General features: G+C 45.2%; 14 protein-coding genes and 2 tRNA genes. 13 read left to right on the forward strand and 3 right to left on the reverse strand.

Annotation, left to right across the window (positions count from 1 at the left end):
• Window positions 1-289: 289 nt before the first annotated feature.
• The 5 genes from AC5JP1_RS06635 to argB all read left to right on the forward strand — a co-directional run bounded on the left by AC5JP1_RS06635 (window position 290) and on the right by argB (window position 7,580).
• Entirely contained in the window at window positions 290-2,323 is a 2,034-nt protein-coding gene (locus tag AC5JP1_RS06635; protein WP_493843588.1) for a UvrD-helicase domain-containing protein, read from the forward strand.
• A 126-nt stretch (window positions 2,324-2,449) separates the two neighbouring features.
• The gene (mgtE, locus tag AC5JP1_RS06640) at window positions 2,450-3,853 is read left to right on the forward strand and encodes a magnesium transporter (RefSeq protein WP_493843589.1); all 1,404 of its coding nucleotides are present in this window, start codon (window positions 2,450-2,452) and stop codon (window positions 3,851-3,853) included.
• A 175-nt stretch (window positions 3,854-4,028) separates the two neighbouring features.
• A complete protein-coding gene (gene dut, locus AC5JP1_RS06645; protein ID WP_493843590.1) occupies window positions 4,029-4,493 on the forward strand; it encodes a dUTP diphosphatase in 465 nt (154 codons plus the stop codon).
• A gap of 126 nt (window positions 4,494-4,619) precedes the next feature.
• Complete coding sequence (locus AC5JP1_RS06650) at window positions 4,620-6,590, forward strand: phosphohexomutase domain-containing protein (protein ID WP_493843591.1); 1,971 nt, start codon at window positions 4,620-4,622, stop codon at window positions 6,588-6,590.
• Window positions 6,591-6,677: 87 nt separating this feature from the next.
• The gene (gene argB, locus AC5JP1_RS06655; protein ID WP_319049905.1) at window positions 6,678-7,580 is read left to right on the forward strand and encodes an acetylglutamate kinase; all 903 of its coding nucleotides are present in this window, start codon (window positions 6,678-6,680) and stop codon (window positions 7,578-7,580) included.
• 142 nt (window positions 7,581-7,722) lie between these two features.
• Here the strand turns inward: argB and AC5JP1_RS06660 are convergent, their stop codons facing one another.
• Window positions 7,723-8,094: a Spx/MgsR family RNA polymerase-binding regulatory protein gene (locus AC5JP1_RS06660; protein WP_493843592.1), complete on the reverse strand. Its 372-nt coding sequence runs from the start codon at window positions 8,092-8,094 to the stop codon at window positions 7,723-7,725.
• Window positions 8,095-8,316: 222 nt separating this feature from the next.
• Between AC5JP1_RS06660 and leuS the strand changes: the two genes are divergently transcribed.
• The 7 genes from leuS to AC5JP1_RS06695 all read left to right on the forward strand — a co-directional run bounded on the left by leuS (window position 8,317) and on the right by AC5JP1_RS06695 (window position 17,446).
• A complete protein-coding gene (leuS, locus tag AC5JP1_RS06665; RefSeq protein ID WP_493843593.1) occupies window positions 8,317-11,016 on the forward strand; it encodes a leucine--tRNA ligase in 2,700 nt (899 codons plus the stop codon).
• Window positions 11,017-11,066: 50 nt separating this feature from the next.
• The gene (locus tag AC5JP1_RS06670; protein WP_493843594.1) at window positions 11,067-11,777 is read left to right on the forward strand and encodes an LPS-assembly lipoprotein LptE; all 711 of its coding nucleotides are present in this window, start codon (window positions 11,067-11,069) and stop codon (window positions 11,775-11,777) included.
• A gap of 186 nt (window positions 11,778-11,963) precedes the next feature.
• Window positions 11,964-13,037, forward strand: coding sequence for a DNA polymerase III subunit delta (locus AC5JP1_RS06675; RefSeq protein ID WP_493843595.1), 1,074 nt, complete (start codon window positions 11,964-11,966; stop codon window positions 13,035-13,037).
• Between the two features lie 331 nt (window positions 13,038-13,368).
• Window positions 13,369-14,691 carry an efflux RND transporter periplasmic adaptor subunit gene (locus AC5JP1_RS06680; protein ID WP_319049900.1) on the forward strand — a complete coding sequence of 441 codons (1,323 nt, stop codon included), beginning with the start codon at window positions 13,369-13,371 and terminating at the stop codon, window positions 14,689-14,691.
• Window positions 14,692-14,951: 260 nt separating this feature from the next.
• Window positions 14,952-16,901 carry a MacB family efflux pump subunit gene (locus tag AC5JP1_RS06685; protein ID WP_493844447.1) on the forward strand — a complete coding sequence of 650 codons (1,950 nt, stop codon included), beginning with the start codon at window positions 14,952-14,954 and terminating at the stop codon, window positions 16,899-16,901.
• Between the two features lie 195 nt (window positions 16,902-17,096).
• Window positions 17,097-17,172 (forward strand) — tRNA-Lys (locus AC5JP1_RS06690).
• A gap of 198 nt (window positions 17,173-17,370) precedes the next feature.
• A tRNA-Lys gene (locus AC5JP1_RS06695) sits at window positions 17,371-17,446 on the forward strand.
• Between the two features lie 68 nt (window positions 17,447-17,514).
• Here AC5JP1_RS06695 and AC5JP1_RS06700 read toward each other — a convergent pair.
• Window positions 17,515-18,303, reverse strand: a complete 789-nt coding sequence (locus tag AC5JP1_RS06700) for an MBL fold metallo-hydrolase (protein WP_319049899.1) — start codon at window positions 18,301-18,303, stop codon at window positions 17,515-17,517.
• A gap of 302 nt (window positions 18,304-18,605) precedes the next feature.
• Window positions 18,606-20,693 (reverse strand): catalase, encoded by a 2,088-nt coding sequence (locus tag AC5JP1_RS06705; protein WP_493843596.1) that lies wholly within the window; start codon window positions 20,691-20,693, stop codon window positions 18,606-18,608.
• A gap of 425 nt (window positions 20,694-21,118) precedes the next feature.
• Between AC5JP1_RS06705 and AC5JP1_RS06710 the strand changes: the two genes are divergently transcribed.
• Window positions 21,119-21,910 carry a dienelactone hydrolase family protein gene (locus AC5JP1_RS06710; RefSeq protein WP_443524796.1) on the forward strand — a complete coding sequence of 264 codons (792 nt, stop codon included), beginning with the start codon at window positions 21,119-21,121 and terminating at the stop codon, window positions 21,908-21,910.
• The last annotated feature ends 18 nt before the right edge of the window (window positions 21,911-21,928 follow it).

A 21,928-nucleotide genomic window follows, 5' to 3' on the forward strand; every position in this document is an offset into this window, starting at 1 on the left:
GTATTTATCAAAACTTAGTTGATCAAGCACTCTTATTTCGCCAACCAACTCCTCCCCCAAAAAAGCTATTTTTGCTTTATAATAACCCACCTGATTTTGGTGATATTTTACTATCAGACCTTGAACTCAATTATTCTTATAATACAATTATTCTTATAATACATAGTATCTAACAATAAATAGTATTCAACTGTCGCTACGATATTGATTTTGGTGAGACGCGTCGTGTTCATCTACTTGTGCGATATCAGTGCTACCCTCTTTTTGCTTTTGTCTTACAGGTCACGTTATGAGTCAACTCAATCCCAAACAATCCGAGGCCATGCTCTACGTATCTGGTCCCCTACTCGTCCTTGCAGGTGCAGGCTCCGGTAAGACCTCAGTGATCACGCGTAAGATCGCTTACCTGATCCAAGAGTGTGATATGCCAGCTGAGCGTATCACGGCGGTGACCTTTACCAATAAAGCAGCACGTGAAATGAAAGCGCGTGTCAGCAAACTACTACCAAGTGAGAAAATGCGCGGTCTGACGGTATCGACCTTTCACCAATTTGGTCTCCAGTTTTTGCGCTATGAGTTGATTCATACCCCGCTAAAGGGCAATTTTTCTATCATGGACAGTGACGACAGTAAGCGTTTGCTCATGGAGCTGATGATGCGCGATAACTTGAGTGGCGCTGAAAGTCGTGAGCTCGTTGGCAAAGCCATCAAGATGATCTCTGACTGGAAAAATGATTTGATTGAGCCTGATCAGGCGATGGAAACGCTAGACGATCCAGAAGAAATGATTTTTGCCACGCTTTATGCGCTTTATGAGCGTAATTTGCGTGCGTATAATGCCGTTGATTTTGATGACTTGATTGTATTGCCTACCAAGATTTTACGCGAAAACAGAGAGCTACGAGATAAGTGGCAGAACCGTATTCGTTATCTATTGGTCGATGAGTATCAAGATACCAATACCGCTCAGTATGAGATGATCAAAAATCTGGTGGGGCCGCAAGGGCGATTTACCGTGGTGGGTGATGACGATCAGTCTATCTACGCATGGCGCGGGGCAAAACCTGAAAACATGGCGCTGCTAAAAGAAGATTTCCCAAAACTAAAAATCGTCATGCTGGAACAAAATTACCGCTCGACCACGCGTATTTTGACCTCGGCCAACGCGGTTATTACCAACAACGAGCATTTATTTGAAAAGAAACTGTGGTCAGATAAGGGCCAAGGTGAAAAGATTCGAATCATCAACTGCCGTAATGACGATGACGAATCGGAGCGCGTCGCTAAAGAAATCGTCACGCACAAATTGCGCTTTGGCAATGAGTGGGAGCAATATGCAGTGCTATACCGCAGTAACTTTCAGGCACGCATGCTAGAGGCGCAACTGCGCCAGCTGCAAATTCCTTATAAATTATCGGGTGGACAGTCTTTCTTTGCCCGTAGTGAAATCAAAGACATCATGGGCTATCTGCGTCTGATCTTGAATCCTGAAGATGACAGTGCGTTTTTGCGGATTATTAATACCCCTAAGCGCGGTATGGGACCTGCCACGCTCGAAAAGCTCGGCTTGTTTTCACAAGAACACAGTATATCGCTACTGGCTTCCTGTACTCATGCGGGTTTAAGCCACGTACTACCTTCCAAGGCTTATGGCACAATAAAAGAGTTTGGTGAGTTCATTGAGCACTATACGCGTGAGCTGGATCAGCACCCTGATCCTGTGCCAATCGTGCGTCAAATGATTGATGAAACGGGCTATATTGATTTTGTCCGTAGCGACGCCAAAACACCGCAGCAAGAAAAAAACCGCATTGATAATATCGATATGCTATATACCAGTATTCAGTCGTTGATCAATCGCGCGGAAGAAGACGAAGACCGGACGATTGATACCATCATTCGTAAACTGGTCTTGCTCGATATGCTCGAACAACAGCAAGAAGAAGAAAACACCAACAAAGTTAACTTGATGACCTTGCATGCGGCAAAAGGTTTGGAGTTTGATTTTGTCTATATCATGGGGCTTGAGGAAGAGATGCTACCGCATCGCAACTCTATCATGAGTGAGACAGTCGAAGAAGAACGTCGTCTGATGTATGTAGGGATTACTCGTGCGCGTCGCGAGCTGACATTGACGCTTGCAACCCAGCGCCGTGCTGGCGGACAGATGCGTGTCACTTCTGAGTCTCGGTTTTTGGACGAGCTGCCTGAAGATCATATTGATTGGCCCGCCAAAGCGAAAAAGAAAAAAGCGACCAAAGACCCAGAGGCTGTCGCTGATGAATACTTGGCCAATATTCGAGCGCTACTCGGTAAACGCTAACATCAGCACTAGTAGTATTGACAGCGCATATTGTTGACTGAGTACATTTGGCAAGCGTCACGCTGCAATCGTTGACACATGATTGGGCTATAGTTATTTCACCTTTCTAAAAATATGGGATCCCTTATGCCTACCCCGACGCCCGAGCAGGAACGACCCTCAACACTACCAGGCGATTACAATCCAGCTGAATATAGCGCCGAATATAAACTGCTGTATTTGCAGGATTTGGTGGCCGATAAAGCATATGAAGCGATCACCGAATTTTTAGAAAAGCAGTCTGAGTATGAGATTGCAAGCCTACTAGAATCGTTCCCTACCCAAAACCGTTTACTCATCTGGGAACAAGTACCAGAGAGCATCAAGGGTGAAGTGCTTGCTGAGCTCGAGTACGATACTCGCCAGCCGTTGATGGAGAACATCTCTTCTCAAGAGATCTCATTGTTTACTCAAGACCTCGATGCTCAGGATATCTCTGAGATTCTGGATACCGTAACTGAGAGCGTCCGTACCTCAGTGATGGCAACGCTGGACGAAGAGACGCGTGTCCAAGTCAATAAACTTGATACGTACAACGACTGGGAAGTTGGCAGCTATATGGATCCTGATATTATCCAAATAAGAGATGATATCTATCTGTCTGATGTACAAGATTGGCTGCGCCAAAACGACGATTTGCTTGATGACGAAAGCCAAGAGCTGCTAGTGGTTGATCAAAGCCAGCAATTACTCGGTCTATTGAGCTTAGTAGATTTGATCAAACATAAGCAAAGCACCCTAGTCTCGGAGCTGATTGATACTGCTATTACGATTAACGATCGCTTAGACATCCAAGATGCCGCTGCGATTTTTCGTTCAGAAGACATCCGCTTTGCCCCAGTGATTAATAGTCATGGTGAACTGGTTGGACAGCTAAATGGCGAGGACATCATGGAAATTATCCAAGATGATGTCGATAGCACCATGAAAAACCTCGCTGGTGTTAGTCAAGATGAAGAGCTGTTTGCGCCTATCTTAACCAGTGCCAAAAGCCGTAGCGTTTGGTTAGGCATTAACTTATGTACCGCGCTTCTGGCCGCAGCAGTGATTGGACAGTTCGAGGAAGTATTGGCACAAGTGGTGGCGCTAGCAATACTTATGCCTGTGGTTGCCAGCATGGGCGGTATTGCAGGCTCACAGACATTGACCGTCGTCATCCGCGGTATGGCAATGGGTCAAATCGGTGGTTCTAACCGAGTCTGGCTACTCAATAAAGAGCTGTGGGTGGGTGCGATAAACGGTATCATTTGGGCGATAATTATGGCGTTTATCGCTCAATTATGGTTTTATGATATCAAGATTAGCGCCGTCATTGGCTTTGCCATTGCGATTAATATGACTGCGGCTAACGTCTCGGGGATTAGTATACCGCTGATGCTAAAACGTATGAATATTGATCCTGCGTTGTCCGCCTCAGTAATTCTAACGACCGTGACGGATATCGTCGGTTTTATGTCATTCTTAGGATTAGCGAGTGTACTGATACTTTAGTTAAACTATCGAATAGTCAGTTGTCTGTCTAAAATATGACACTATAATTTATCTAAAAACGTTGAATAACTTTTTAACATCGTAATCTATAAACTGAAATCTAAGAGTTCAACTCTAAAAACTAAGATCTAGAAACTAAAATATAGAAACTATCAAACCATTAAGTGAGTGCGTTATGCAGGCTGTACAAGTTAAAGTCGTAAACCCTAAAATTACTGAAAATGAAGCGTTCTCTCTACCGACTCGTGCAACCGACGGCAGTGCTGGTATCGATCTGCGTGCTTGTATCGATGAGGCCTTGACCATCAAAGCAGGCGAAACCCATTTGATCGGTACAGGCCTTGCGGTCTATATCCAAGATCCTAATTATGCGGGCATGATCCTACCGCGCTCAGGTCTCGGTCATAAGCACGGTATCGTCTTGGGTAACTTGGTTGGGCTCATTGATGCTGACTATCAAGGTGAGCTGATGGTCAGTATTTGGAACCGTAGCGAAAATGACTTTGTACTTAATCCAGCCGAACGTATGGCACAGTATATTGTCGTTCCTATTGCCCGTCCTGCGTTTGAAGTCGTCGCAGAATTCAGTGATGAAAGCGTACGCGGTGCTGGTGGGTTCGGACATTCAGGTCGTCAGTAGCTCAAATAGACAGTTTTTTGGATAGCGACTAGCGTTTATTTGGATAGCATTGATAAGATCTTAGGCTATCTCGTTTTTATCTTACTTATCATCTCACCATAATTACGGAAATAAGGAGTGTAAGCAATGCCATCTTTTGCGGCTCAGCATTTCTTATTTCGTGCTTATGATATCCGTGGGTCGCATCAGTATTTTACAAACGAGTTTGTACAAGCATTGGGATATGCTTTTGCGCATCTCTATAACTCCCAAGACCGCCAACTGACCCAGCATAATGATGCGGTCATGGTTGCTGATATGGATGACTGTAAAAACAGCACTGTAATTACTAAGCAAGGTGCTCGGAGTGAGAGCAATGGCATTAAAAGCACTGATGTTAAAAGCCAGAGTGTTAAGAACACTGGCATTAAAAATAACATTATTACAAATATTGTCGTTATCGGTTACGACATGCGTGTTGGCAGTGAGACGATTGCTCGCGCACTATCTACCACCCTGATAGAGAGAGGCTTACGTGTTATCCAACTGGGGCTCATTACCACGCCAATGATGGCCTTTTGGTCAGAGCAGTATCAGGGTCATGGTATCATGGTGACTGCCAGCCATTCTGCCAAAGACATATTAGGCATCAAGTGGCTAGTCAATCATAAATCCCCAAGCAGCTCAGAGATACAAACCCTGTATCAACAACTGATTGCCCATCACAATCATTACTCACCTAAAAATCAATCTAACAAAGCCATCTTAGACTCAAGCTTTACAGACGCTGTCCTCGATACCGAGTCATCGAGTGATTTACTGACAGAGCTTCCTGCCAAGCAAGTAGCAGATGCTTATATCACGGCTATCGAACAAGTATTTGAGCAGCTGTCTCGGCACACACAGACAACTCACAATCGGACAAGCCACGGTCAAATAGCAACTACAAAAACACCAAAAAACCATCTCAACCATGATCTAATCATAGTCATTGACTGTATGCATGGTGCTACAGGCAACATCGCTCAGCGCTTGTTTGAGCGTTTTTGTCAGCAGGTCATTGTTCTCAATGATACGCCAGATGGCAGCTTTCCATTGGGCAACCCTGACCCCTCCGAGCCTAACCGTCTAACCGAGTTGCAACAAGCTGTCATTTTTCACAATGCAGATATGGGTCTGGCTTTTGATGGTGATGGTGATCGTTTGGTAGTCGTCGACAATGAAGGCAAAGTGGTCACTCCTGATTATTTGCTCTACTTTTTGGCACGTATTGCGCTCACTGAGCATCCCAAACCTCTACTTGATTCCTTACTAGCACCTGAAGTGCTGTTCGATGTCAAATGTACCCATCATTTACCCAAGCTACTGGTCGACCTCAATGCCACGCCTGTGATCAGCAAGACAGGCAGCAGCTTTATGCGCCAACAGATACAACACCCTGACAGTCAAATTGTTTTCGCTGGTGAATTATCGGGACATTTTATTTTCAATGACAGTCGTTTTATTGCTTATGATGATGCGATGTACGCTGCATTACGGCTGCTGCATCGGTTTGACCAGTCTCGTAATGCACTTAACAATAAAAAATCTCTGACAGATATTATGCAACGCCTGCCTGCGATGGTCAGTACCGCTGACCATTATCTACCAATACCGCAGGCGACTATGACAGATTGTACAATTATGGAGCAATTGACGAGTTTCTGTACCTACTTGCAGCATCTGGTTGGTATATCTATCGATACTGATTCTACGAACAGTTCTGTTAGCAACTCTATCAATAAGCCTGAACAACCCTTAAAAGCTACCCATCTACCAACGGCCCTATGCAAGTCATCAATATGTGCCTGCGCTACAGTCAGATCACACATAACAGTTGGGCAAGCCAAGAGTTTATTCCCCACAGGAACTAAGCTGAATTGCATTGATGGTATACGCTTGGACTTTGCACATGGGTTTGGGGTATTACGCCAATCAAACACCAGTAACAATCTGACTGCACGCTTTGCAGGCAACAGCATGGACGACTTAAGAGATATTCAGGCAACGTTTGCGGCTCTGTGCCGACCATTTAGCGCAGCGCTAGCACAACAGATCGTTGCTATGCCTGCTGAGTAGCCATGCGCAATCAAATAATTATCTCGTTAGAGATAATTATAGTTACAACAAAAACAACCCACTCAACACTGCCCTTAGGAGTTCATAATGACGCTTAATTTAGATGATGCCAAAAACACTGCTGAGGTATTGACCACAGCGTTACCCTATATTCAGCGTTTTGTTGATAAGCTCATCGTGGTGAAGTATGGCGGCAATGCGATGACCGACCCTGAGCTTGAGAGCTCATTTGCTCGCGATATCGTCTTACTAAAAACTGTGGGTATGCATCCAGTAGTCGTTCATGGTGGCGGTCCACAAGTCGATAACTTATTAAAAGAGTTGGGTCGTCAATCAGACCGTATCGATGGGATGCGTGTCACCGACAAAAGCACTATGGATGTTGTAGAGATGGTGTTAGGCGGTAGTGTCAACAAATCCATTGTTAGCTTGATCAATAAGCATGGCGGGCGCGCGATCGGTCTGACTGGTAAAGATGCCAATTTGATTCAAGCAAAAAAACTGATGATGGAAAAAATAGGTGCAGATGGTATCGCTGTTCCTGTTGATTTAGGGTTTGTCGGTGATGTAGTGAGTGTCAATAAAGATGTGATCAACATGCTGATTGCCTCTGACTTTATTCCTGTTATCGCACCGCTCGGCGTTGATAAAGAAGGCAATACCTACAACATCAACGCCGATCTGGTCGCAGGAAAAGTCGCAGAGTTTTTGCAAGCCGAGAAGCTGATGCTGCTAACCAATATCAAAGGCGTACTGGGCCGTGATGGTGAAGTGGTCACTGGACTGACGCCAAAGAAAGTCGATGGTCTCATCGAAGACGGTACGATCTCAGGTGGTATGATTCCTAAAATTCAGTGCGCGCTTGATGCGGTACGTAGCGGCGTCAAAAGTGCCGTTATCGTCGATGGCCGTGTACCCCACGCGACCTTGTTGGAGATTTTCACTAATGAAGGCGTTGGTACCCTAATCAGCCGTGAGATAGATGCATAATTAAACTCACAAAATGTGCCTATTATCAGCTATCAATAAAAAAGAGCCCGAGCTTTGCACTAGCTCGGGCTCTTTTAGGTTTTTTAAACTTTTAAGCTTTTAGAGTGGCAATTCTTGAAAGCTGGTCATGTAGAATAACGAATTACGAAAAAGCCTTATCAAACTCCGCTTCATTAAAACCGCACAGCAATACTTCTTGATTTTTATCTGCCAGTTGACCTTCTACAATCGGGCGTTTAATCATGCTGGTATTTTCCACGAGTAAATCTATCGCGTTGTCTACACCAGCATCAGCCGCTTGCTTTTGGCTCTCGTCTAGCTTTCGCCATGTCGTGCCGCGTTTATTCAGCACCTTGTCAATACCCAACTCATTTACCCAGCGCTGTGCTGCTTCTTTATTGATATCTTGTTTTTTATAGTCGTGAAACTCATAGCTAACGCCTAATTCATCTAGCTTATTGAACGCCTTTTTCATTGTGCTGCATGATTTTATTCCGTAAATAGTGATAGTCATTGCGAGTCCTTATTATTTGCCCATAAATGCCTGTGAATGTTCCTATTATACCGAAGGCTGACTGGATATAGAAAATACCTCACGGTCAATCCACAAACCTTGTTAGTGAATGCATCATATCGTCGCAATTTTTGCCAAATTACGCTATGCTATGGCATTGTCAAATCCCACCTATTTTGATCAGTATTAAATAAATCAGTATCAACCAATTTCGAGCCGACTATGAGCAATGCCGTGACAGCAGACCAAACCGATAACCATTATTACAACCCGCAAGCGATAGAAGCCGCACAGCAAACCAAATGGGCCACTGATAAGCGCTTTGAAGTCAGCAATGAGCCAAGCGACAAACCAAGCCGTTACATGCTGTCGATGTTTCCTTACCCAAGCGGCAAGCTACACATGGGTCATGTACGTAACTATACGATTTCTGATGTATTAAGCCGTTATTATCGCCTCAAAGGATATGAAGTCATGCAGCCAATGGGTTGGGATGGTTTTGGGTTACCAGCTGAAAACGCCGCAATTGCCAACCAAACCCCGCCTGCTGCATGGACATTTGCAAATATTGACAATATGCGTGCACAGCTTAAACTACTTGGCCTGTCTATTGACTGGTCACGCGAGTTTGCCACTTGTAGCCCTGAATATTATCAGTGGGAGCAGTGGTTGTTCTTGCAGTTGTACAAAAAAGGCTTGGTGTATAAAAAGCTATCAACGGTCAACTGGGATCCAGTGGATAACACCGTCTTGGCAAACGAGCAGGTCATTGATGGTAAAGGCTGGCGTAGTGGCGCAGCAGTCGAAAAGCGTGATATCCCCATGTATTACTTCAATATCACCGACTATGCTGATGAGCTATTGGATGATTTGGATCAGCTAGAAGGCCACTGGCCCTCTGAAGTATTGACCATGCAGCGCAACTGGATTGGTCGTAGTGCCGGTATGGAAGTGCATTTCCCTTATGAGCTGGCTGGTGAAGAAAACACGCTAGATGTGTTCACAACTCGTCCTGATACCTTAATGGGCGTGACTTATGTCGCCGTTGCAGCAGAGCATCCACTCGCCCAGTATGCTGCTGAAAATGATGAAATAATCGCTCAGTTCTGTGCGCTTTGTAAAAAAGGCTCAGTGGCTGAGGCTGATCTCGCCAAAGCTGAAAAAATCGGTATGGATACGGGCCTGACTGTGACGCATCCACTGACTGGTGAAGAAGTGCCTGTTTGGGTCGCCAACTATGTGCTGATGAGCTATGGCTCAGGCGCGGTCATGGCTGTACCTGCTCACGATGAGCGTGATTATGAGTTTGCGGTGAAGTATGACCTACCGATCAAGCAAGTTATCCATACGCCTGATGGCTATTTTGACGACGCTAAAGCGGATGCCAAAGCAAACGAGACTGATGTTAATACTGAGGTCAATCTTGCCTATACCGAGCGCAATACCTTGGTTAACTCAGGTGAGTTTGATGGTTTAGATTTTGAGCAGGCGTTTGAAGCAATGCTGAGCAAGCTTGAACCGAAAGAGCTTGCCAAGAAAAAAATCCAATATCGCCTGCGGGATTGGGGCGTGTCTCGCCAGCGTTATTGGGGTTGCCCTATCCCAATGATCAACTGTGAGCATTGCGGTACGGTGCCTGTTGAAGAGCAAGACTTGCCTGTTGTGCTGCCAACCGATGTTGTGCCTGATGGTCGCGGTAACCCACTTAAAAACATCCCAGAGTTTGTGAACACCACGTGTCCTAAATGTGGCAACCCTGCTGAGCGTGAGACCGATACCTTTGACACATTCGTAGAGTCAAGCTGGTATTACGCGCGCTTTGCTAGCCCAACGGATGCGCAAAACATGGTCAACAAGTCTGCTGCCAATAAATGGCTGCCTGTCGATCAATACGTGGGCGGTGTCGAACATGCGGTGATGCATCTACTATATGCTCGTTTCTTCCACAAGCTCATGCGTGATGAAAACTTAGTCACTGGTGACGAACCGTTCGCTAATCTAATGACGCAAGGCATGGTACTCGCTGGTACGTTCTACCGCGTCAATGCAGATGGTAGTACGACTTATTACTTTGCAGAAGATATCGATATTGACTTCAATGAACGTGGTCAGCCGATCAAAGCCATCTTAAAGCTAGATGGTCAGCCAGTCACCATCGGTAAGATCGAAAAAATGTCTAAATCAAAAAACAACGGCGTCGACCCGCAAATCACCATTGATAAATATGGTGCAGATACGGTTCGTCTATATACGCTATTTACCGCACCTGCTGATCAGACACTTGAGTGGTCAGATGATGCGTTAAAAGGCCCTTATAACTTTGTGAAAAAAGTATGGCGCATTGCCAATGATCACATGCAAGCGCTAACGGCAGCTGGCATCAGTATTGATACGCTGAACGGTGCGACCTTAAGCACAGAGGGGCTGAGCAAAGAGGCCAAAAACTTACGCCGTAAAACGCACGAAACTATCGCCAAGATCGATAGTGATTTGGGTGATCGTTTGGCACTCAATACCCCAGTATCGAGCCTAATGGAACTTGCCAACGAGTTGACTGCATTTAACGCTACTGGCGAGCAAGAGTTACAAGTTAAGCATGAAGCGTTGACTAACCTCCTTATCATGCTGTCTGTCTACGCACCGCACGTCGGTGAGCATTTACTTGAGCAGCTAGGTCTTGACACCTTAACCCTAGACTACCCAACCGTTGACGACAGTGCACTGGTACAGGATACGATCACGATGGTCGTACAGGTCAATGGTAAAATGCGCGGTAAGATGGATGTCGCACCAAACAGCGATCCTGAGCAATTAAAAGCACAAGCTCGAACGATGGATAGCGTGGCAAAATTCATTACAGGCGAGATCAAAAAAGAAATCGTTGTTCCTAATAAGCTGGTTAATATCGTGGTTGTAGGCTAGTCGTCTAGGCTTAGTGCTCTAAGCCTTTTTATTATCTGAGGATAGCGTTTATGTCATATAAGCATCGATCTGGGCAGTCACAAATACCAAGCACGCGGTACGCTGGTGCAAAGCAATCTGGTGGGCGTAAGCTTGTAACCGCAATGCTCGCAGTATTACCCATGTTTGCAATCATAGGGGCGACCGCAGGCCTGAGTGGCTGCGGTTTTCAGCTGCGCGGTTATGACACGCCTATGCTACTTAACGCCAGCAAAACAGCCGTCATTATCGAAGACAATCGCACCTCATTTCCTCTAAAATTACCATTGACCCGTCGCCTAACGACGTTGGGTGTCGACGTCATTGATAATATGAGCGTTGACGATGTGATTCGTAGTAATCAGCAAGCAGGTACTAAAACAATTGCAGCGATCGATATCCGAAACATACGTTTTAAACGTTATGAATTGGTTGGTGTATTGACAGAGATTCGTTTGGTACTCTCAGCAGACGTCAGCTACCAAACGATTGAGAACGGCAAGCCAGTCACCCTTACCAATCCGATTCAAGTCGAGCGCAGCTACCAGTACAATGAAGCCTCTGTCAGTACCGATGACCAGCAAGGCGATCAGATTCGTGATTGGCTCTATGACAGCTTAGCGCGCCGTATTACCGATCAATACGTGGCGATCTCTTTACCAAAAGTCGGATCTACTACCAAGCAATCTGTATTAACAAGTAAAGGCGTAACTCCGACGGTTGTTGTCGTACCCGAGAAGTAGCCTTTAATCAATACTATTATTAAGCCATACCATTTGCAGTTGTTTAAGTATGAATCATAACGAGCGTACGTACTATATTTAGTTAATGAGCCAGTTAGTCAGTTAAGCAGGTTCGAAAGCGCTCGTTATATTACTGCATTATTGCAAATGCTATCACCTGCTTACCAACCTGTGTCCTATCACTCTATGCAAGATACCTTTATACAAGCCTATCCAAAACTACTGCAACCTTCAGTTGCGGTAGCGGGCTTGTGGCTGGCGCATGGTGATGAGCCATTACTCAGTCAATGGCTGATTGATGCGCTTCGTCCGCATTGGCGCGCGCAAAACTACGCCATAAAACGTATCGAGCTGATATCCGTCAAAAGCTGGCAAGACGTACTGTCAGAGCTTGGCAGCCAGTCTCTATTCGATGATGCTAGCGCTTTGATCGTGACAGGTAATCATAAGCCTGACAAAGCCGTCCTTGCTGAGCTAGAACGCTTTGCCGTTGAAGCGCAGACAAACGCAGGCAGTCATAGTTTGTTGTGGCTAACACCCAAGCAAGACAAACGTAGTCAGAGCAGCAAATGGTTTGCTCCTTTTGCAAAATATGGCACTGTCATTGACTGCAATTTATACAATGAGCAGCAGCGTCAGCAGTTACTACAGATACAGGCGCAAAATTTTGGCTTGCGACTGTCGCAAGAAGCGTGGCAACTTCTGATGTCTCATACTGAACACCATCTACTCAGTGCCTACCAAACGTTATGGCGATTGTCATATCTGTTTGCACCGCAATTAGCTGCTCATAATGAAGATAGCGAACCTCCGAGCAATGCTCCACAACCGATGAACAACGTGGCATTAGATATTAAAGATCTACAAGTCGCTTTAGTCAGTGATGCTCAATTTAGTGTGTTTGACTTATCTGATGCCATGCTCGCTGGTAATAGCACGCAAGTTGCCAAAATCATGTTTCAGCTAAAGGCAACCGATGAGCCGACTACCTTGGTGCTTTGGGCAATCAGTAAAGACATGCGCCAGATCATACAGCTGATAGACGGACAAGATCCTCAGGCGCTTGGTATTTGGCGTAGCAAGCAAGGGCTGTATCAGCAGGCTTGTCGCCGCCAGTCGCAATCTCAAACTGCTGAATGGCCAGCCCTGCTCTATCGCTGTGACCAAGCTATCAAAGGCCTTGTTCGCCAGCCAGCATGGGAGCTGCTATTGCAAGCAGCGTTAGAATTGGCAGGTAAACGCTTATTTGCAATGCGCTGATATCCTTAAATAATATTTAGTCGTCAAACCTCCAACCATCAAGCCTGTATCTGTACTTCTACCTCTACTCGTAATCATAGTCATAGTCATCAAATATCACTTTTTATTACCTTCTTTATAGAGATAGCTATACTACCCCGCCTCCCTCTACAGCCCGCTATCTTCCTCAAGTGTTACCCATCTAATATCCATACCTTCCTAGTCATTCACTTACTGTCATGTTATCTCCACGATGTCTACCTTAACCTTTCGTAAACTAATTACCATTCCCTTTTGTACATGAAGCCTCTACTATGTCTACACTTGATTTAATTGTGATTGGATTGTTGTCATGCGCAAAATGAGCAAAAAGTCTGCTATCAAATGGGGCGTTATCGCCTTAGTCGTCATAGCTCTAGGGGCTTTAGCCTATACCTTCTTAAAACCAGAAGAAACCACCCCCAACTACCTGACTGCGACGGCTGAGATTGGCGATATTGAAAATAACGTCATGGCTTCAGGCAAGGTCAAAGCCTTAAATACTGTCGATGTAGGGGCGCAGGTATCTGGTGAAGTAAAACGTCTGTACGTTGAAGTGGGCGATGAAGTAAAGCAAGGCGATTTGATCGCCCAAATTGACCAGGTCACCCAAAAAAATAGCCTGAGCAATGAGCAGGCTAGCCTCGAGCAGAGCGAAGCAGCATTGCAAAGCGCGCAAGCAGAAGCGCTCAGCAAACAAGCAGCACTAAAAAGCGCGTATGCCGATCTTGCCAGCCGTCAGTCTGAGCTCAAGCAAGCACAGTCTGATTTTGCGCGCTTGCAAGGTTTAGTCGCTATTGACGCGATCTCACAGCAAGAATATGACACTCAAGCGACCAGTGTCGAGACGGCTAAAGCAGCCGTTGCCAATGCTCGTGCTGCTATCGATACCGCAAAGGCAGCCATTGCAACGACAGCCGCAAACATCAACAGTCAACAAGCAGCCCTACGTAAATCACGTACCAATGTCAGTACCGCAGAAGAAGATCTTAGCTACACCACCATCCGCGCCCCTATATCAGGTACGGTAGTCTCCATCACAACAGAACAAGGCACTACCGTTAATGCCAATCAAACGGCGCCAACCTTGGTGACGCTTGCTGATCTATCAACAGTACGTATCAATGCGCAAATCTCTGAAGCTGACGTGATCAATGTCAGTGCTGGGATGCCCGCTTATTTCAATATCATTGGTAATCCAGATCAGCAGTATGATGCGACGTTGACTGCGATTGAACCAGCTCCTGAGCAAATCAGTGACACCAGCTCAACGGATGCTGCTATTTACTATGTTGGCTATGTAGAGGTTCCAAACCCTGACCGTTTATTTCGTATTGATATGACCGCGCAGATTTATATCATTGTCAATGAAGCCAAAAACGCGCTTTTAGTACCGTCAACAGTGATACAAGAAAAGCGTTCTAAAGGCAAAGAAAAAGGTAGTGCAGCCACCGGTAAGTTTGTACGGGTACTGAAAGATGACGGAACTGTAGAAGAGCGTACTGTAGAAGTCGGTATTGATAACCGAGTAAATGCACAAATCTTAAGTGGTCTAAAAGAAGGCGAAGAAGTCATCATCAGTGAAGAAAGTGCTAATAACTCAGGCGGTCGCGTACCTGGTGGACCGCGAATGTAACTTGTGCTTTATACCTGTTGATTGATATAGGGCTCAAGCAAAAGAGCCCTATACTGCGACACTGACTACCCTCTATTGAAGACATTGCTATGACTATACCTCACTCTTCTAAACCATCGCCTGATGGTCACCCGCATAAAGACTCAGAGTCGTATGAATCGGTCGATGTGTCACCCAACTCATCAGAAGCAGACTCGGTAGGATCAAGCCCGGCAGAAGTAAGACCAGACAACAATGACATACATGCTGATAAGCCAATTATGCAGCTGTCTGGTATCATCCGAGAGTTTCCTGCTGGTGAGCAGACCATTAGAGTCTTGCACGATATCAATCTGACGATCAATCAAGGCGAGATGGTCGCTATCATTGGGCAGTCCGGCTCCGGTAAGTCGACGCTAATGAATATATTGGGCTGCTTGGATCAAGCGACAGCAGGGGATTATAAAATATATGGTCAGTCAGCAAGCAAGCTGGACGCTGATCAGTTAGCAGAACTACGCCGTGAGCATTTTGGCTTTATTTTTCAGCGTTATCATCTGCTTGGTGATATCAGCGCCAAGGACAACGTTGCCGTTCCCGCTGTTTATGCAGGTATGGATACTGAGGCACGTACCAACCGCGCCGAAAAGCTACTCACAGACTTAGGACTTGGTAGCAAGGTCAATAACCGTCCCAATCAGCTCTCAGGTGGGCAGCAGCAGCGTGTTTCTGTTGCTCGCGCGTTGATGAACGGTGGTGATGTTATTTTGGCAGATGAGCCAACTGGTGCTTTGGATAGCAAATCCGGCGAAGATGTGATGGCGATATTGCATGATCTGAGCGCACAGGGTCATACTATCATCATGGTGACTCATGACCCCAAGCTTGCAGCTCAAGCTGAGCGCGTGATTGAGCTCAAAGACGGCCACGTCATTGCTGATTATAAGACAGAGCATTATAAGCATACCCAGAAGCAACCAGAGTCTATTTTGGGTGGACATCGCAAAAGCGCGTTTGGTAGTTTTGTCGATCGCCTGCTTGAAGCCTTCAAGATGTCTTTGCTGGCTATGCGCGCGCACAAAATGCGTACCCTATTGACCATGCTGGGTATCATTATCGGTATCGCAGCAGTAGTCTCTATCGTTGGTCTCGGGCAAGGCTCTCAGCAGCAAATACTGGCTAATATCAGCTCTCTTGGTACTAACACTATCACTGTCAATGACGGCTACCCTAGAGGCGATCCTAGACGACGTTATAATGATGATAATCTTACGCCAGAGGACGCCCAAGCTGTGGGCAATCAGCCTTATATCATCAGCGTCAGTCCACAAGTCAATGCAAGCTCTAGTGTGCGCTATCGTAGTGTACAAGAGGACGCTACCGTCAACGGCGTTGGTAAAGACTATCTAGAGGTCACTGGTGAGACATTGGCATTGGGTCAAGGGTTTGATGCAAAGAGCATCAACTTACGTAGCCAAGATATCATTATTGATGACAATGCCAAGCAGACCTTTTTCACTGATGCTGACAACCCTATCGGTGAAGTGATTTTGATTGGTAGTGTGCCAGGTCGCGTGATTGGAGTACTTGAAGAAAGTGATGGTGGTTTTGGTCCAGATGTCACCACACCTACCATATACATGCCCTATACCACCGTCATGTCTCGTATTACTGGTAGTACCAATATCGACCGCTTTGTGGCTTTGTTAGACGATAGCATTTCTTCGAGCGCCGCCGAGACTGCCATCTCTGATCTCATAGAGAGTCGCCATGGCAAAGATGACTTTCAAATACGAAATTCTGACTCTATTCGTCAGACTATTGAGTCAACGACAGGAACGATGACTTTATTGATTTCGTCCGTGGCGGTTATTTCGTTGATAGTTGGCGGTATCGGGGTGATGAATATCATGTTGGTTTCTGTCACTGAGCGTACCAATGAGATTGGCGTACGTATGGCGGTCGGTGCACGCCAAAGCGATATCATGCAGCAATTTTTGATTGAAGCGGTGTTGGTCTGCATCTTGGGCGGTCTCATTGGTATCGGACTGGCCTTTGCCATTGGTGAGTTGATCAATAGTGTCGGCGGTGACAACTTTAAAGTCATTTACTCATCGACCTCGATTATTGCCGCTTTCGTTTGCTCTACCCTGATTGGTGTTGTTTTTGGCTTCTTGCCAGCTCGAAATGCAGCCAAATTAGACCCAGTGGAAGCACTATCTCGAGACTAATTACCACTTATTGATATGTTTTAGCCATGTCTAAAGCGTATCAATACCGATATAGCGCCAAAAATCTAAAGAAACTTAAATAAATGAGCAATTTTATAAGAGATTTACACTTTTTTTATGGTTCGGGGTTGTAATTGTCATAATAATATATATAATGTGCTCTCACGTTTAGGGATACAAACACTTTAAACGTTAGGGCTGTTAGCTCAGTTGGTAGAGCAGTTGACTTTTAATCAATTGGTCCCGCGTTCGAGTCGCGGACAGCCCACCATATTTAGTTTAATCTTTATTGATCGTTCTGCCCTATCCGGCAGTAGATCAATAAAGGTAAGTTTTAGAAAGTTCTTTAGTTAGAATTTTTAATTGCAGTAAAATGCAAACCTAGTTTGGATATAGTGTTTTTAGAATTTACGACAATATAAATTCTCTTGCGCTCAGATGAGGCAAAACTTCATTTAATCCTTACTCAGGGCTGTTAGCTCAGTTGGTAGAGCAGTTGACTTTTAATCAATTGGTCCCGCGTTCGAGTCGCGGACAGCCCACCATATTTAGGAAGCCCAGTTACTATAATAGTAACTGGGCTTTTTTTGTCTGCACTTTTATCTATCTACAATCACTTGTCTGATTTACGCTTAAAAAGTCGAGACTTATCCTTTCTGCGCCACAGTAGTTTGTGCTTGATCGTGTCTTTGATGGTACGTGGATGTTTAGGCGCTTGAGCAATAAAGGCATCAAACTCTGCTGTACTCATTGCCAACTCTCGACCATGCGCCATAAGCACCATTGACGGCTTCAATGCTTTTATTTTCTTTAGTGACTGCACATAGTCTACAGGGCTGTAGACAGGAAAAGGTGCTACGAACTTATGGCGCAATTTGATTATTAAGTCAGCCGTATATACTTGGCGACTGGGCAGATGAAACAACGACAAATCACGATCGGTATGCCCCGGCGTCTCCAATACCTGCCACTCATCAAACTCCGGGACCAGATCGCCATCTGTAACCGTTATATCTGGTTTGAGACTTGCAGAGTAGTATAGGTTTTTGAATTGGCGTCCTTGACGTCTGGCCACGTAGTATCCCAGATGTATATCTACGAAGTGCATCGCGCGTCCCCCAATACCGCCGTACCATTGACCTTTTTTGTCAGATGAGACGATGAGGCAACCGGTCTTTTGCCGAAACTTACGTGCACCGCCAGCATGATCAGGATGCATGTGCGTGACCACCACTACCTTTAGATCAGTTATGGGTCGCTTCAAAATCGTTTTGATGTAATCAAGCACCATCGGTACGTCCGCACGGCAGCCACCATCTAGTAGCATGATTTTATCTGGATACACCGCAAGATAAGTACTTTGGATGTACCCCTCTAAACGTATAATTTTGCATAAACTCATTGGCATTCCCTAGCGCATTCATTATTCTTATAAGTTTGTATATCGTAAACCTTATTTAGTATAGCGCCCACCACTCCAAATAAAATGCCTTTGAGTGAACGCTTGTGACTATAAAAACGCCTATAAATAGCTAATCAAAAATGGCCTTGTCAATCGTAACCCTAAATGCAAAAAGCAAAAACCCAGCACTTTGGCTGGGTTTGAGACAACATTCGATATGACTGTTCTATAGCGCTTTAGGTATGGTTCAAATAATAGCTTACCCTACCTCTACTGAGACGTGCCCAGTGCGCTATATATAATTACGCGAGGTCACGTACCTTTGGCTCACGCTCCCATAGGCGAGTTTTAGCGTTTTCGATAAAACCATCTACATTATCAAGCGGCGTCACAAACGCATCTTTTTCGATAGGTAATTTGCTCAAAATATGCTCTTCGGTCGCAGGGCAATAAGCAATCGCTTTACAATGTGCATAAGCATCATTGAACCAGTCTAACGCCGCGCTATCCATTGCCAATTTCTTGGCTGGTGGATGCATAATAATACTGACAATAGCATCAAAGAGTACAGAAGGAGCACCAGCCAAACGCTCATCAGTTTGGATCTTCGTGCCATCGTCTAACGTCACTTCTTTGTTAGGAGCGACGATCTTAACACTAGCGCCAGCGTCGACAGCCGCCTTTTCAAACTTCGCAACTTCGCTATGGCTAGAACCTTCAGCAACTAAAATACCAACCAAGCGTCCTTTTAGACTCTTAGGTGTGATACCGATGGTCTGCACAGCTTCAGAAGTACCCAAGTCTTGTACAGGTGCCGCAGCATCTGCAGGCTCTGGTAGGTCCATACCGAGCGCTGTGGCCACACGATTGGCTAAATCTTCATCGATGTGACGCAGATGGCTAAGGGTACGAGTACGTACATGCGCAGTATCTACTTTACCCAGCTCAAACGCATACGCAGAGGCAATATGTGCTTGTCCTGTCGCTGTCTGGCTGCGATAGAACATACGTGGTTGACTATAATGATCTGCAAAACTCTCTGCTCTTACGCGACCTTTTACACCATCGTCCAACCGTTCATGGAACGATTCAAATCCGCGTTTAATGCTTTCACGTGGACGTGTTGGATCCAAGCTTTGTGGCTCGTACATAACACGCGTTTTAGGCACTTGCATTTGCATATGACCATCTTGCTGATTATTAGCAAACGGACATTTTGGTGCATTGATTGGAATCTGCGCAAAGTTCGGTGATCCCAAGCGTGATAGCTGCGTATCTAAGTAACTGAACAGACGTCCTTGCAATAATGGATCGTTACTATAATCAATACCTGGCACGACGTGTGATGGGCAGAATGCCACTTGCTCTGTTTCTGCAAAGAAATTATCTACATTGCGATTCAAGACCATTTTACCGATGATTTTTACAGGTACGGTTTCTTCAGGGATTAGCTTGGTCGCATCTAGATGATCAAACGGGAAGTTATTTGCTTCTTCTTCCGTAAACAACTGCACCCCAAATTCCCATTCAGGATACATCTCATTGTCGATAGACTCGAACAAATCACGGCGATGATAATCAGGATCTGCGCCAGAGATTTTTACAGCCTCATCCCATGTGGTCGACTGTACACCCAGTACTGGTTTCCAATGGAAACGTACAAACGTGCTCTTACCTTCTTTGTTGATCAGGCGATAGCTATGAATACCAAAACCTTCCATCATACGTAGGCTGCGTGGTAGTCCGCGATCACTCATAAGCCAAATCAGATTGTGCATGGTTTCAGGGCTCAATGAGACAAAATCCCAAAACGTATCGTGCGCAGATGCTGCTTGCGGAAAACCGCGATCTGGTTCAGGTTTTACGGCGTGAATCAAATCTGGAAACTTGATAGCATCTTGGATAAAGAAGATCGGCATGTTGTTACCAACGATATCCCAGTTACCTTCTTGTGTATATACTTTTACAGAGAACCCGCGTACATCACGTGGCGTATCTTTTGAGCCTTTATTACCAGCAACCGTCGAAAAACGAGTAAACAATGGGGTTTGCTTGCCAGTTTCTGTCAAGATTTTGGCAGTCGTATACTCTTCTAACGATTCAGTCAGCTCAAAGTAACCATGGGCGGCACTACCGCGTGCATGGACGATACGCTCAGGTATACGCTCATGGTCAAAGTGGTTGATTTTTTCACGCAATACAAAATCTTCTAACAAAGTAGGACCGCGCTCGCCTGCTTTTAGCGAGTTCTGGTTGTCACCAATAGCCACGCCTTGTTGAGTGGTCAAAACCTTGTTGTCGTCGCCTGCGCGCTGATGGGTTTCCCCTCCATTACCGCGCTCAGTGTTCATGTCCTTTGCTGGGTCGGTATGATCGATATTCTTATTCATAAAAAATCCTAGCTAATAAGTAAAATGGTCTCTTATAGGACCATTAGAAATAGGTTTACACAGGGTGCTGATTCCTTTGAGATAATAGTGACTTCATATGTCGGTTATTTCTCTGTGTTTTGTATGACCAATTATTAAAAAACATAAAAGAATAAAAGGCATACGGCTTATAGTACTCAAAAATTAAGTTGCATAGGTGGTAAACCTTGTTGATGTTTGGTTAAGGTTTGCAGTCATCATAAAGTCGTATTTTTAAGCTATCTTAGCGGTGCATCAACGTTAACAATAGAATCTTGTAATATAGTTATTCTTTCAGGTATGCTTTTGGAGAGTATTAGAGACAATCGATAAATACATTGGCATAGTTTTAGCCTTATATTTATCTTTTCATATGACTAATTTATATAACTATAAGGCCACCTACCATGTTACAAACTTTCAGCTCTGCATCCAAAAAACCTTATCGCTCATTATTAATGGGTGCATCGATGGGTTTGATGGCATTAACAGTCAGTCAAACGGCTGCTGCTATCACCACCAAAAATGTTACTTATACAGTGGAGAACCAAACTTACGAAGGTTATTACGCCAAAGCAGATAAGGCTAACGCGCCTTTTATCTTACTGATTCATGATTGGGATGGTTTAACTGACTATGAGCGCAAACGCGCTGACATGTTGGCAGCTGAAGGTTATAACGTACTGGCAGCAGATATGTTTGGGCAAGGCATTCGTCCTACCTCTGTTGAAGAAAACAAGCGTTTAACAGGAGAGCTATACGATGACCGCAACAAGATGCGCCGCATATTGGCAGGGGCATTAACAGCAGGACAGCTACAAGGTAATGATGTGCGTAAAGGCACAACTATGGGGTATTGTTTTGGTGGTACGGTAGCGTTAGAGCTAGCACGCTCAGGCTTTGAGCAAAAAGCCTTTGTACCCTTCCACGGTGCCTTTGAGATACCAACAGGTCAGAGCTATGACAACACCACTGGAGAGATTTTAGTATTTCATGGCTCTGCCGACCAATCAGTCTCGCTAGAGAGCTTCGCCACCTTGGGTAAGACATTAGAAGCAGCTAAGATACCGCATGAAATGGTGACATACAGTGGCGCGCCACATGCATTTAGCGTGTTTGGTAGCGACAGATATGATGCTCGTGCAGACGAACGTTCTTGGAAACGCTACTTGGACTTTTTGGCAGAAGAATATAAGTAATATAGCTACGCAAATAAA

This window comes from Psychrobacter sp. H29, assembly GCF_059073055.1.